The following is a 13,113-nucleotide window of genomic DNA, read 5'->3' on the forward strand; positions in this document are numbered from 1 at the left end:
AATCGTTTAATCTGCCAGAATGAAGTGGCTGTTCTCCTCGGGCCGGAGACTGAAAATGAACTCAGATATCTTTCTGCCACCTCAGGTGGCATGGGCTACCGGCGCGCTAGCCGGTGGGCCTCTTATCCGTAAAACGACCCGCCTTACCGATCTCCCCGGCATCTTCGCGGACGGTGAGGCGTGGAGGCGTGGTAATCCTCAACAAAGCGTGTATGACGTGGATGTCCTGGGTTCCCCCGCGGGCGAGGGGGCGCTTTGCGTCGGTGTGACTCACCTGTATACGGGGAACGTGGGCGATGAGTTCTTTATGACGCGCGGCCATTTTCACGCGCGCCGTGAACAGGGGGAAGTCTATTTTGGTCTGCGCGGCGTTGGCTTGCTGCTGCTGCAAACAGAGGCGGGGGACGCGCGGCTGGAGGAGGTGACGGCAGGCTCCGTGCATATTATTCCGCCTTTTACGGCGCATCGCTTGATTAACACCGGCAAGGAGACGCTATCTTCGCTTGCCGTCTGGCCAGTCATCGCGGGACACGACTATGCGGCGCTGGCAGAAGGTTTTGCCCTGCGGGTCTTTACCGCCGGGCAGGGGTTCGAGGTGCGCAATGGCTAACTATGGGCTTGATATGACCATTACCCATCAGCCGCTCGGTTTTAGCTACGGAGATGACGTGACTGGACCGATGCCGGAGATCAGGACCCTCGATCAGATCCGCCCGTCGCTGCGCAACCCGGATTGCGAAGGGCCAGAGCAGGTGTACGCCATCGCGATGGACGTGGCGCGCCTGTCGGACAGGCAAGAGCTTGAAAAGCGGATGCTGCTTTTTGGCGTGGTGACCTACGCCGCCGGTACGCTCGGCGATGAGCCGGTCCGTAGCCAGGGTCATATTCACCGCATCAGCCAGCACAGCGGATGGTCGCCGCCCGAGCTGTATGAAATCTGGCAGGGTAAAGCTATTATCTACATGCAGGAGTATGTTGACGACGATCCGGGCCGCTGTTTTGCGGTGCTCGCGGGGCCGGGTGAAAAGGTACTGGTCCCTCCGGGATGGGGACACGCGACGATTTCCGCCTCGCCCAGCGAGCCGCTGACGTTTGGGGCATGGTGCGATCGGGAATACGGCTTTGAGTATGACGCCGTTCGCGCGCGAAAAGGATTGGCCTGGTACCCGTTAGTTCAGGGCGATCATATTATCTGGCAGCACAACGGTCACTACAGACCGGGGCGATTGCAGATAATTACGCCGCGTAGTTATCCGGAGTTCGGCATTACCGATGCGCCTGTTTATCAGCAGTTTATCGACGATCCGGCGCGGTTCCAGTTTATTTCACGTCCGGGTAAAGCGGCGGAACTGTGGGATAACTTCCATCCATAGAGAAACCGGGGCAATGCCCCGGCTTTCTTATCCTGCAAACAATCCAGACGCCACGCCAAGCGCGGCGAGGATCAGCAGCAATATCATGGCTTTTACCGGCGACACGCCGCGCTTCGCCATCAGATACCATGTCCCCAGCACCACGGCCAGAGGAAGCAGCTGCGGGAAAATACCGTCCAGCATCTGCTGCACGTGGATGTTAACCCCATCCCGGGTGATGAACTCCAGCCCGGTCCCCAGCTTCACGTAGCTGGCCGCCACGCCCCCCATGACGAAAACGCCCAGCAGCGAAAGCGCTTCCCGCAGTCGGGTGGACTTGCTGCTGACCAGCATCTCAACGGAGCCTGAACCCATCTGGTAGCCTTTAAGAAACAGGAACCAGGAGCCCGGAATAATAATGGCCAGCCAGGCGACGGTGTAAAACAGCGGGCCCAGGATATTCCCGCCTGCCGCCAGCGCCATCCCGATACTGAGGAGGATCGGGATCAGCATGCCGGGGATCATCGAATCCCCGATCCCGGCGATCGGCCCCATCAGGCCCACCTTCAGGGTGTTTATGGTTTCACCATCGATCGGCTCGCCGTTGGCTTTCTTCTCCTCCAGGCCCAGCGCCATGCCGTTAACGATCGCGCCAATCTGTGGCTCAGTATTGTAGAACGACGCGTGACGGCGCAGCATCTCGGTGCGCTGAACCGCGTCGGGGTAGAGCTTTTTCGCCACCGGCAGCATGCTCAGGCAAAAGCCGAAGGATTCCAGACGCTCAAAGCTCATTGAGGAGAGGTTGTGCATCATCCACGCCCGCCAGCAGCGGCGCAGATCCTTGCGGGTAAGTTTACGTTCTTCCATCAGAATTCATCCTCGTCGTCGGGTACTGGGGCTGAAGTCGCGGCCTGCGGTGCTTCGGGTTTATAGTTGTAATGAATCAGCGCCAGCAGGGCACCCACGATCACCAGCGCAACCATATTGAGCTTCAGGAACACGATGCAGACGAAGCCCACCAGGAAGTAGATGAGCATGGTGTAGCTTTTGATGATCTGTTTAAGCAGGATGGCAATACCGACGGCGGGCAGGATGCCGCCCAGCACGTTCATGGTGGAGAGCACGATACGCGGCAGGCTGTCCATAAAGCCGCTGATGTACTGCGCGCCGAAAAAGACGGCGATAAAGGTAGGCACAAAGCGCAGAACAAAGTTCATCGCCTGCGGCCAGATGGCGCTGTTGAGGTAGATCCCGCGCTCGTCGCCGTTTTCCAGCGCCACATCCGCACGATGGTTCCAGAACGAGTTCAGCACCATCATCGCATTGAAGAGAATGGTTCCGGCAATACCGATGGTTGCTGCCAGCGCGACGGCGACTTCAGGTCCTTTACCGGAAAGTATCCCGAGCGCAATGGCCGGATACGCCACAAAGTTTAAATCTGCCGGCATCGAGCCGCCGGGGGTCACCATCGCGATATACACCGCCTGCACCGCTACGCCGATCATAATCCCGGTTTTGATATCGCCCAGTATCAGGCCAACCAGCATTCCTGAGATGAGCGGGCGGGAAATAAGATACCATCCGCCAGTCAGCCCTAAGAGCCACGGGCTGCTGAGGGCGCCCAGATAGCAGAGCAGGCCAATTAAAGCCGCTTCGATAATCATGGTCTGCTCCTTATTTCAGCTTCTGTCTGGCGTCCTGCCAGCTATAAAAACTGGCATCGGGAACCAGGCGAAATTCAATCGCGTGCCCCTGCCCGGTTAGCCACTCGAAGGCCGAGGCTTCCTCGGCCGTTACTGACTGATTCGGGCCTATGGTGACCGTGTTCGCCCGGGCGCTCATCGGCCCTACGTTTATTTTCCCGTTGCTGTTTTTCAGGCTAATGCCTGCCTGCTCTATGCGCTGCAGCGTGACGGGCGATTTGCCAATCACAAAATAGCGCTTTTCGCTGGCAATCACTTTTGGCAGTTTTTCAATGGCCGTTGCCGTATCGAACAGCCACACTCTGGTGTCAGAAACAGCGCCTTTCATGACCGACGACAGCAGCGGATCGGCCGCGACGGCATCGTCAATGGCAACGATACCGTCACAGGGCAACTCCCTGGCCCAGCGCGTGATGAGCTGCCCGTGGATCACGCGGTCGTCAATGCGTACAAAAGAAATACTCATATGCGGCTCCTTAAAAATCGTCTGTCTGTGCGGTATCTACCGGTTTCGCCTGTACCAGCGTCGGCAGGGTGAGATCGATAAGCTTTGCGGCAGCATGATGAACGTCGCATGCCGTCATTACCTCGTCGGTTTGCAGCAGCATCGGGAAATTGACGCCCGCCACCGCGGCGACCGGCGGCTGCGTGAGCGGATTAAATGCAGACTCGCAGGCCACGTTCCACGGCGTGCCGCTTTGCATATCGCACAGCACCAGCACGCCGTCGGCGCCCACGCTTGCGGCTTCCAGCGCGGCGCTGAAGTCGCGCCGGAAGCCCTCAATCCCCGCCTGCTCGGTCAGACACACGGCCTGTACGCCGGGAAGGTCGCCGTACACCATCCGGCCGCTTTCCAGCAGCGCGGCGGCAAGCGGGCCGTGGGTCGCGACAATAAAATGAATCATCGTTAGCTCCTTACCCAGGCTTTGATGGTCGCCAGCGCCTGCCCGGAAGCATTGGTTGAGGGGGAAATACGGTATTCCCCCACGTTTGCCGGAATGATGAAGGTTTCGGCGTAATGGACGACAAATGGTTCGAAAGCGCCGGTAGGGCTGTCGACGATTGCTTCGTCGCCCTCTACCAGATTCAGCACGTTCACGCCGCCATTGGTGTGATGCACAACGGGCTCGCTAAACCAGTGGCGGCGGGTTTCGATAAATTCACGCTCGTGCAGGCCGGTGCGTTCTTCACGCCAGCCGTTTCCTTCCGCGATAGGTTCGAACTGATTCACCAGATGTTGATGGACCCACTGCGTGTCTCGTTGCCAGTCGATCACCTTCTCGCCATGGTTCAGATGGACCGGACGCGGCAGGCCATCCAGCCCCAGACGGCCCCAGTCCCACAGCTTGAAGGTGAAGATATACGGCGTGGCGCTGATCTCCAGCACCATGGTGCCCGCGCCAGAACAATGCACCGTGCCTGCGGGGATCAGGAAGTGGTCGTGTTTTTTCGCCGGGATCTGATTAACGAAGCGGGCGTCATCAAAGTTTTTTTCGCCACGGCCCGCGCGCCTGAGATCGTCCATCATGGCCTCCGGTTCGGTGCCGGTTTTGGTGCCCAGATAGACCACGGCGCCCGGCTCGGCTTCCAGAATGTAATAGCTCTCATCCTGGGTGTAGTGCATCCCGAACTGCTGCTGGATGTATTCCGTAACCGGGTGGACCTGGAAACTGAGGTTCTGGCCGCCAATGGTATCGAGGAAATCAAAACGGATCGGGAACTCCGCGCCGAAACGCGCGTGAACCTTCTCGCCCAGCAGAGCGCGAGGCTCAAGCAAGACCAGATCCTGAGAGGGGATCTCGATCCGCACTGCGCCAAAACGCAATAACAGGCTGTTCTCCTCGGGCACGCAGTCAAAACACCATGCGTAATTGGGTGCAGAGGGATCGAGATCGAATTGCTGTTTCATCCACTGGCCGCCCCAGACGCCGGGATCGAAAAATGGCGCTACGCGAAAAGGCTGAGTGGTGGTCTGCTTAAGCCCGGCACGAAGGGCCTCGCCGCTGACCATCGCGGGCTGGTTTGCCTGTGTCGTATCCAGTAAAAAGTCGGTGCGCCTGAGCAGCGGTGTTTTGTGACGGTCGAAGACGCGCCATTCAACAAAAAAAGCCCGCTTGTAGCGACGAAGCATATCCTCATGCTGATTCTCTGCACCCCAGTTCCCCATCTCACCGCTGCGCATACGCTGTTGGATCTCCCAGCGCGGAAGATCGGCGTATACCAGCACATCACCCGGGTGAATAAGTGCCGCGCCGGGGCCGTAAATCACAATCAGCCCCTCGGCACACTGGCTTACCTGAGTTTGCTGTGCCTCCAGACGCGCGGGGTCAAAAAATTCAGCGAGCTGGTGGCAGGAGAGTACGCCAAAAACGCGATCGTCGGTGAGGTTGCGCGCCAGCATTTCATGGATGGCGGGCTCATCCTGTCGCGCCTGCCCGGCATTGACCGTTAGCGCCGGGCGTAACCGCGGCAGCACATTCTCTTCAAGCTCGTTCAGGCGCACGCCCGGATAGCAGTCAATCACCAGGACAGTGCGGCTTCGCTGCTGGGTTTTGGCGGCAAGAACGCGGGTAATATCCTCCCAACCTTGCCAGGCGCTGTCGTCATAACCCTCTATCGTCACCGTGGGGAATTTGTCGTAAGTTGTCATTTCATCCTCCAGAATCGTTATTTAAGGTTATTCGATTAACCGTGTTTGAGAAGTGTGGTTAACGCGATTAACCCGCCATAAATAGCAACACAATCCCGATCGGTAGCGGTAATGTGAAGAGACTCACAGGGAAAAATGCAAAAAACAGGTTATTCGATTAATCTGTAATGAAATGGAAGGAGACAGCATGACGGGAATTACACTCGCAGACGTCGCGAAACGCGCTGGCGTGTCAACGGCAACGGTCTCAATGGTGCTGTGTAATAAAGGCCGCATTTCGCAAAATACGCGTGCGCGCGTGCTCAAGGCGCTGGATGAAACGGGCTATGTCTATAACCAGACGGCAGCCAATTTACGTAACCGCAGAAGCAATCAGGTCGGACTGCTATTGCACGATATCACCAACCCTTTTTACGGGGAGATGACGGCAGGGCTCAGTCATGAAATGGAGCGCCACGAGCTGATGCTTTTTCTGGCGAACAGTGAGGAGTCCTCAGAGCGACAGCAAAAATTTGTCGATTCGCTGATGCGCAATAACGTTGGCGGCATGGTGCTTTGTGCGGCTCGTGAAACGCCACAGGCTTTTTTTGATGGGCTTAAGCGGCGCAATATTCCGGCGATCATGGTTGTGCGCCCGCTGGACGATGCGGATTTTGATTTTGTCGGCACGGACAACTTTTTAGGTACGCAGATGGCGACAGAACACCTGCTCAGAATGGGGCATCGGAATATTGCGTTTATCGGAGGTAGCCAGAACTCGGGTTCGCGGGCGCAGCGTATCGGTGGCTTTACCAGCAAGCTGCTGGAATACGGCGTGACGCCGAATCCCGCCTGGATCAGGACTTCGCAGGCCAGCCAAAGCGACGGCGCTCGCGTTGCGGAGACGTTACTGCTTGAGCATCCAAACATCAGCGCTGCGATTTGCTATCAGGATATTGTGGCACTTGGGGTGATGCAAAGTTTACGCAAGATGGGGCGCGAACCGGGGCATGATTTCGCGCTGGTCGGCTTCGATGATATTACTGAAGCGGCTTTGGTGCAGCCGGCATTGACCACCGTATCGGTAGCGGCTAAAGAGATTGGCCGTAAAGCGGGGGAGTTACTCTACAGCCGCATACAGGGCAATGACGAGCCCGCCAAAAGGATCATCCTGCCGCCTGCGCTGGTCGTGCGTGAATCATGCGGTTTTCGCTGACGATCATGTCTTTAACTGATATCTCTCCCTGTTTATCATTAAATTCTAATTATTGGCGTTTTCTGTGGCAGCCTTCGTAAAGGCTGGTTAATCTGAAAACGATTTACATCATTTTAACGTAAGAGAATAACTATGCATGATGCACAGATCCGTGTCGCCATTGCGGGCGCGGGTGGACGTATGGGCCGCCAGCTGATTCAGGCTGCACTTCAGATGGATGGCGTGGCGCTGGGCGCGGCGCTGGAGCGTGAAGGCTCATCGCTTTTGGGAGCCGACGCAGGTGAGCTGGCCGGCGCGGGAAAGACGGGCGTTACCGTTCAGAGCAGCCTGGACGCGGTTAAAGATGACTTCGATGTGTTTATCGACTTTACCCGCCCGGAAGGGACGCTGACGCACCTGGCATTTTGCCGCCAGCACGGCAAGGGAATGGTCATCGGCACCACCGGTTTTGACGACGCGGGTAAGCAGGCCATCCAGGATGCATCAAAAGAGATCGCGATTGTCTTCGCGGCGAACTTTAGCGTGGGCGTTAACGTCATGCTCAAGCTGCTGGAGAAAGCAGCGAAGGTGATGGGCGACTATACCGACATTGAAATTGTCGAGGCCCACCACCGCTATAAGGTTGATGCGCCATCAGGCACGGCGCTGGCGATGGGCGAAGCGATTGCTCATGCACTCGATAAAGATTTAAAAGACTGCGCGGTCTATGCCCGCGAAGGTCACACCGGCGAACGCGTACCGGGCACCATTGGTTTCGCAACGGTGCGTGCGGGCGACATCGTCGGCGAACATACGGCGATGTTCGCCGATATTGGCGAACGCGTTGAGATTACACATAAAGCCTCAAGCCGAATGACGTTCGCCAACGGTGCCGTACGTTCCGCTTTGTGGTTAAAAAGCAAGGAAAGCGGACTTTTTGATATGCGAGATGTGCTGGATCTCAATAATTTGTAAGCATTATTACCCATCGTGATGTGGTTATTGCAGTCGTAATTGTTTGATTGCATAGGGCAATATTTTATTGCCCTTTTATTTTAGCCTCTTTATTGCGTTTTTAGTTGAAAGGAGCTTAAAGCTTCACTCTTGTCACGATTATCCGTTGCTGAAATGTAAATTTTGACCATACGGTCCACTTTTTAAAGCTCCTTCGCCGCATTTACCATTAAACCAGGCGCGCAAGCGTTTTCTGCAGTGATTTACCTGATCTTTTTGTCGGTTAAGCTTCATTCTTCTCGCCAGGCTTGCAAAAGACTAAACAAAATATCCGTTTTAAGTTGACTTTTACCCACCAAATCTCCAGAATGCCGCCGTTTGCCAAAAATCCGCTGGCAACACATTTGCATTGATCTATGACATAGTCATGAATTAATATGCAAATAAAGTGAGTGAATATTCTCTGGAGGGTGTTTTGATTAAGTCAGCGCTATTGGTTCTGGAAGACGGAACCCAGTTTATCGGTCGGGCCATAGGGGCAACGGGTTCGGCGGTTGGGGAAGTCGTTTTCAATACTTCAATGACCGGTTATCAAGAAATCCTCACTGATCCTTCCTATTCTCGCCAAATCGTTACTCTTACTTATCCTCATATCGGCAATGTCGGCACCAACGCGGCTGACGAAGAATCCTCTCAGGTACATGCGCAAGGCCTGGTCATTCGCGACCTGCCGCTGATTGCCAGCAACTTCCGCAATACTGAAGACCTCTCTTCTTACCTGAAGCGCCATAACATCGTGGCGATTGCCGATATCGATACCCGTAAGCTGACGCGTCTGCTGCGCGAGAAGGGTGCACAGAACGGCTGCATCATCGCGGGTGATAACCTCGATGCGACGCTGGCGCTGGAAAAAGCGAAAGCCTTCCCGGGCCTGAACGGCATGGACCTGGCGAAAGAAGTGACTACCGCGGAAGCCTACAGCTGGACGCAGGGGAGCTGGACGCTGGAAGGCGACCTGCCGGAAGCGAAAACAGAGAGCGAGCTGCCGTTCCACGTGGTGGCCTACGATTTCGGTGCCAAGCGCAACATTCTGCGCATGCTGGTTGACCGCGGCTGCCGCCTGACGGTGGTACCGGCGAAAACCTCCGCTGAAGAGGTGCTGAAGATGAACCCGGACGGCATCTTCCTCTCTAACGGCCCGGGCGACCCGGCACCGTGCGATTACGCCATCGCCGCCATCAAGTCCTTCCTGGAAACCGACATCCCGGTATTCGGCATCTGCCTCGGCCATCAGCTGCTGGCGCTGGCGAGCGGTGCGAACACCGTGAAGATGAAGTTCGGCCACCACGGCGGGAACCACCCGGTGAAAGACATTGATAACAACACGGTAATGATTACCGCGCAGAACCACGGCTTTGCCGTCGATGAAGCCTCTATGCCGGCTAACCTGCGCGTGACGCACAAATCACTGTTCGATGGCACCCTGCAGGGTATCCACCGTACCGATAAGCCAGCGTTCAGCTTCCAGGGACACCCGGAAGCCAGCCCGGGCCCGCACGACGCCGCGCCGCTGTTCGATCACTTTATCGAACTTATCGAGCAATACCGTAAGACCGCTAAATAATCAGGAGCCGAGAAGACCATGCCAAAACGTACAGACATAAAAAGCATCCTGATCCTTGGCGCTGGCCCGATCGTCATCGGCCAGGCCTGCGAATTCGACTACTCCGGCGCGCAGGCGTGTAAAGCCCTGCGCGAAGAGGGTTACCGCGTTATCCTGGTAAACTCTAACCCGGCAACCATCATGACCGACCCGGAAATGGCCGATGCGACCTACATCGAGCCGATTCACTGGGAAGTGGTGCGTAAAATCATCGAGAAAGAGCGCCCGGATGCGGTACTGCCGACCATGGGCGGCCAGACGGCGCTGAACTGTGCGCTGGAGCTGGAGCGTCAGGGCGTGCTGGCCGAGTTCGGCGTGACCATGATTGGTGCGACCGCCGACGCGATTGATAAAGCAGAAGACCGTCGTCGCTTTGACGTGGCGATGAAGAAAATCGGCCTCGACACCGCGCGTTCCGGCATCGCGCACAACATGGAAGAGGCGCTGGCCGTTGCGGCTGAAGTGGGCTATCCGTGCATCATCCGTCCATCGTTCACCATGGGCGGCACCGGTGGCGGTATCGCCTACAACCGCGAAGAGTTCGAAGAGATTTGCGAACGCGGGCTGGATCTCTCCCCAACCAAAGAGCTGCTGATTGATGAATCGCTGATTGGATGGAAAGAGTACGAGATGGAAGTGGTGCGTGATAAAAACGACAACTGCATCATCGTTTGCTCCATCGAAAACTTCGATGCGATGGGTATCCACACCGGCGACTCCATCACCGTTGCGCCAGCCCAGACGCTGACCGACAAAGAGTATCAAATCATGCGTAACGCCTCGATGGCGGTACTGCGTGAAATCGGCGTGGAAACCGGCGGTTCAAACGTGCAGTTCTCCGTGAACCCGAAAACCGGCCGCCTGATTGTTATCGAAATGAACCCGCGCGTGTCCCGTTCCTCCGCGCTGGCCTCCAAAGCGACCGGCTTCCCGATTGCGAAGGTGGCGGCGAAGCTGGCGGTGGGTTATACCCTCGACGAGCTGATGAACGACATCACCGGCGGGCGTACCCCTGCGTCCTTCGAGCCGTCCATCGACTACGTTGTGACCAAAATTCCTCGCTTCAACTTCGAGAAATTCGCCGGCGCGAACGACCGCTTGACCACCCAGATGAAATCCGTCGGTGAAGTGATGGCGATTGGCCGCACGCAGCAGGAATCCCTGCAGAAAGCGCTGCGCGGACTCGAAGTGGGCGCGACCGGCTTTGACCCGAAAGTGAGTCTGGACGACCCGGAAGCGCTGACCAAAATCCGCCGCGAGCTGAAAGACGCGGGCGCAGAGCGCATCTGGTACATCGCCGATGCCTTCCGTGCTGGCCTGTCCGTCGACGGCGTGTTCAACCTGACCAACATCGACCGCTGGTTCCTGGTGCAGATTGAAGAGCTGGTGCGTCTGGAAGAGAAAGTGGCAGAGCTGGGCATCAACGGCCTGGACGCAGACTTCCTGCGCATGCTGAAGCGCAAAGGCTTTGCCGATGCACGTCTGGCTAAGCTGGCGGGCGTGCGCGAAGCGGAAATCCGCAAGCTGCGCGACCAGTATGACCTGCACCCGGTTTACAAGCGCGTGGACACCTGTGCGGCAGAGTTCTCAACCGACACCGCGTACATGTACTCCACCTATGAAGACGAGTGCGAAGCGAACCCGTCCGTCGACCGCGACAAGATTATGGTGCTGGGCGGCGGTCCAAACCGTATCGGCCAGGGCATCGAGTTCGACTACTGCTGCGTGCACGCCTCGCTGGCGCTGCGCGAAGACGGGTACGAGACCATCATGGTCAACTGTAACCCGGAAACCGTTTCTACCGACTACGACACCTCTGACCGCCTCTACTTCGAGCCGGTTACCCTGGAAGACGTGCTGGAAATCGTACGCATCGAGAAGCCAAAAGGCGTTATCGTGCAGTACGGCGGCCAGACCCCGCTGAAGCTTGCGCGCGCGCTGGAAGCGGCAGGCGTGCCGGTTATCGGCACCAGCCCGGATGCGATTGACCGTGCGGAAGACCGCGAGCGTTTCCAGCAGGCGGTTGACCGTCTGAAGCTGAAACAGCCGGCGAACGCCACCGTGACCGCCATCGAACAGGCTGTCGAGAAGGCGAAAGAGATCGGCTATCCGCTGGTGGTGCGTCCATCCTACGTTCTGGGCGGCCGTGCGATGGAAATCGTCTATGACGAAGCCGACCTGCGTCGCTACTTCCAGACCGCGGTTAGCGTCTCCAACGATGCGCCAGTGCTGCTCGACCGCTTCCTCGACGACGCGGTGGAAGTGGACGTTGACGCCATCTGCGACGGCGAAATGGTGCTGATTGGCGGCATCATGGAGCACATCGAACAGGCGGGCGTTCACTCCGGTGACTCCGCGTGTTCTCTGCCAGCGTACACCCTGAGCCAGGAAATTCAGGACGTGATGCGCCAGCAGGTGCAGAAGCTGGCCTTCGAGCTGCAGGTTCGCGGCCTGATGAACGTCCAGTTCGCGGTGAAAGACAACGAAGTCTACCTGATTGAAGTGAACCCGCGTGCGGCGCGTACCGTACCGTTCGTCTCCAAAGCGACCGGTATTCCGCTGGCGAAAGTGGCGGCGCGCGTGATGGCAGGCCAGACGCTGGCTCAGCAGGGCGTGACCAAAGAGATCATCCCGCCGTACTACTCGGTGAAAGAAGTGGTGCTGCCATTCAACAAATTCCCGGGCGTTGACCCGCTGTTAGGGCCAGAAATGCGCTCTACCGGGGAAGTGATGGGCGTAGGCCGCACCTTCGCCGAAGCGTTTGCGAAGGCGCAGTTGGGCAGCAGCTCTACCATGAGAAAATCGGGCCGTGCGCTGCTCTCCGTTCGCGAAGGCGACAAAGAGCGCGTGGTTGACCTCGCCGCCAAGCTGCTGAAACAGGGCTTCGAGCTGGACGCAACCCACGGTACGGCGATTGTGCTGGGTGAAGCCGGTATCAACCCGCGCCTGGTGAACAAGGTGCATGAAGGCCGTCCGCACATTCAGGATCGTATCAAGAATGGCGAGTACACCTACATCATCAACACCACCGCAGGCCGCCAGGCGATTGAAGATTCCAAGCTGATTCGCCGCAGCGCGCTGCAGTACAAAGTGCACTACGATACCACCCTGAACGGCGGTTTCGCGACGGCCATGGCGCTGAACGCGGACGCCACCGAGAAGGTGATTTCAGTGCAGGAAATGCACGCGCAGATTAGCAAGTAAGACAAATTGCCCGGTGCCGTTCGGTTGCCGGGCATTTTCCCCATCTTCAGAACCTTCTGGTTTTTCATCCGCTTTCAGTCAGTTAGCCTAAAATGGTTAGGTCGATAACTAAATTCATCTGAGAGCAGGGGAAAACACCATGCAAAATAAATTACTGATCGCTTCCGTTCTGGCTGCCACTACAATGTTCACCGTCGCGGGCTGTTCGTCCAATCAGGCCGTAAAAACTACCGATGGCAAAACCATCGTGACTGACGGGAAGCCGCAGGTGGATGACGATACCGGTCTGGTGTCGTACAAAAACGCCGAAACCGGTCAAACTGAACAGATTAACCGTGACCAGGTTAAATCGATGGGCGAACTGGATAATTAAAAAAAAGCAGTGGCATCAGCCACTGCTTTTTTGCTTCGTG

At 57.1% G+C, this 13,113-nt stretch carries 12 protein-coding genes; 7 read left to right on the forward strand and 5 right to left on the reverse strand.

Annotated elements, in window-relative coordinates:
- The first annotated feature begins 55 nt into the window (after positions 1-55).
- Positions 56-610 carry a glucose-6-phosphate isomerase family protein gene (locus tag USG84_RS09690; protein ID WP_253540656.1) on the forward strand — a complete coding sequence of 185 codons (555 nt, stop codon included), beginning with the start codon at positions 56-58 and terminating at the stop codon, positions 608-610.
- A complete protein-coding gene (locus USG84_RS09695; RefSeq protein WP_151413481.1) occupies positions 603-1,373 on the forward strand; it encodes a glucose-6-phosphate isomerase family protein in 771 nt (256 codons plus the stop codon). Before USG84_RS09690 ends, USG84_RS09695 begins: the two co-directional genes overlap by 8 nt.
- A 27-nt stretch (positions 1,374-1,400) precedes the next feature.
- On the opposite strand, the gene USG84_RS09700 is transcribed toward USG84_RS09695, so the two are convergent.
- The 5 genes from USG84_RS09700 to USG84_RS09720 are packed head-to-tail and all read right to left on the reverse strand — an operon-like array spanning position 1,401 to position 5,705.
- On the reverse strand, positions 1,401-2,219 hold the full coding sequence (locus tag USG84_RS09700; RefSeq protein WP_061099270.1) for a PTS system mannose/fructose/sorbose family transporter subunit IID: 819 nt from the start codon (positions 2,217-2,219) through the stop codon (positions 1,401-1,403).
- On the reverse strand, positions 2,219-3,016 hold the full coding sequence (locus tag USG84_RS09705) for a PTS mannose/fructose/sorbose/N-acetylgalactosamine transporter subunit IIC (protein WP_061099269.1): 798 nt from the start codon (positions 3,014-3,016) through the stop codon (positions 2,219-2,221). The genes USG84_RS09700 and USG84_RS09705 overlap by 1 nt, the downstream gene beginning before the upstream one ends.
- Positions 3,017-3,026: 10 nt before the next feature.
- Complete coding sequence (locus USG84_RS09710) at positions 3,027-3,521, reverse strand: PTS system mannose/fructose/N-acetylgalactosamine-transporter subunit IIB (RefSeq protein WP_151413482.1); 495 nt, start codon at positions 3,519-3,521, stop codon at positions 3,027-3,029.
- Positions 3,522-3,531: 10 nt separating this feature from the next.
- Positions 3,532-3,960, reverse strand: coding sequence for a PTS sugar transporter subunit IIA (locus USG84_RS09715; RefSeq protein ID WP_151413483.1), 429 nt, complete (start codon positions 3,958-3,960; stop codon positions 3,532-3,534).
- A gap of 2 nt (positions 3,961-3,962) precedes the next feature.
- The gene (locus tag USG84_RS09720; RefSeq protein ID WP_151413484.1) at positions 3,963-5,705 is read right to left on the reverse strand and encodes a class I mannose-6-phosphate isomerase; all 1,743 of its coding nucleotides are present in this window, start codon (positions 5,703-5,705) and stop codon (positions 3,963-3,965) included.
- A 187-nt stretch (positions 5,706-5,892) separates the two neighbouring features.
- On the opposite strand from USG84_RS09720, the gene USG84_RS09725 reads away from it, so the two are divergent.
- The 5 genes from USG84_RS09725 to USG84_RS09745 all read left to right on the forward strand — a co-directional run bounded on the left by USG84_RS09725 (position 5,893) and on the right by USG84_RS09745 (position 13,073).
- A complete protein-coding gene (locus USG84_RS09725; protein WP_061099265.1) occupies positions 5,893-6,900 on the forward strand; it encodes a LacI family DNA-binding transcriptional regulator in 1,008 nt (335 codons plus the stop codon).
- A gap of 132 nt (positions 6,901-7,032) precedes the next feature.
- Positions 7,033-7,854 (forward strand): 4-hydroxy-tetrahydrodipicolinate reductase, encoded by an 822-nt coding sequence (gene dapB / locus USG84_RS09730; RefSeq protein WP_151413485.1) that lies wholly within the window; start codon positions 7,033-7,035, stop codon positions 7,852-7,854.
- Positions 7,855-8,308: 454 nt separating this feature from the next.
- Complete coding sequence (gene carA / locus USG84_RS09735) at positions 8,309-9,457, forward strand: glutamine-hydrolyzing carbamoyl-phosphate synthase small subunit (protein WP_253540659.1); 1,149 nt, start codon at positions 8,309-8,311, stop codon at positions 9,455-9,457.
- An 18-nt stretch (positions 9,458-9,475) separates the two neighbouring features.
- Positions 9,476-12,700 carry a carbamoyl-phosphate synthase large subunit gene (gene carB, locus USG84_RS09740; protein WP_008502028.1) on the forward strand — a complete coding sequence of 1,075 codons (3,225 nt, stop codon included), beginning with the start codon at positions 9,476-9,478 and terminating at the stop codon, positions 12,698-12,700.
- Positions 12,701-12,839: 139 nt separating this feature from the next.
- Positions 12,840-13,073 carry a YgdI/YgdR family lipoprotein gene (locus USG84_RS09745; RefSeq protein ID WP_023310357.1) on the forward strand — a complete coding sequence of 78 codons (234 nt, stop codon included), beginning with the start codon at positions 12,840-12,842 and terminating at the stop codon, positions 13,071-13,073.
- The last annotated feature ends 40 nt before the right edge of the window (positions 13,074-13,113 follow it).

Source organism: Enterobacter sp. 168J2, from assembly GCF_034107265.1.
GTDB classification, from domain to species: Bacteria; Pseudomonadota; Gammaproteobacteria; order Enterobacterales; family Enterobacteriaceae; genus Enterobacter; species Enterobacter nematophilus.

Excerpts from the sequence above, each read along its gene's own strand:
- USG84_RS09705 (WP_061099269.1), bottom strand. The coding sequence starts at position 3,016 with ATGATTATCGAAGCGGCTTTAATTGGCCTGCTCTGCTATCTGGGCGCC.
- USG84_RS09725 (WP_061099265.1), top strand. The coding sequence starts at position 5,893 with ATGACGGGAATTACACTCGCAGACGTCGCGAAACGCGCTGGCGTGTCA.
- USG84_RS09745 (WP_023310357.1), top strand. The coding sequence starts at position 12,840 with ATGCAAAATAAATTACTGATCGCTTCCGTTCTGGCTGCCACTACAATG.
- USG84_RS09710 (WP_151413482.1), bottom strand. The coding sequence starts at position 3,521 with ATGAGTATTTCTTTTGTACGCATTGACGACCGCGTGATCCACGGGCAG.
- carB (WP_008502028.1), top strand. The coding sequence starts at position 9,476 with ATGCCAAAACGTACAGACATAAAAAGCATCCTGATCCTTGGCGCTGGC.
- USG84_RS09720 (WP_151413484.1), bottom strand. The coding sequence starts at position 5,705 with ATGACAACTTACGACAAATTCCCCACGGTGACGATAGAGGGTTATGAC.
- USG84_RS09715 (WP_151413483.1), bottom strand. The coding sequence starts at position 3,960 with ATGATTCATTTTATTGTCGCGACCCACGGCCCGCTTGCCGCCGCGCTG.
- USG84_RS09695 (WP_151413481.1), top strand. The coding sequence starts at position 603 with ATGGCTAACTATGGGCTTGATATGACCATTACCCATCAGCCGCTCGGT.
- USG84_RS09690 (WP_253540656.1), top strand. The coding sequence starts at position 56 with ATGAACTCAGATATCTTTCTGCCACCTCAGGTGGCATGGGCTACCGGC.
- USG84_RS09700 (WP_061099270.1), bottom strand. The coding sequence starts at position 2,219 with ATGGAAGAACGTAAACTTACCCGCAAGGATCTGCGCCGCTGCTGGCGG.
- dapB (WP_151413485.1), top strand. The coding sequence starts at position 7,033 with ATGCATGATGCACAGATCCGTGTCGCCATTGCGGGCGCGGGTGGACGT.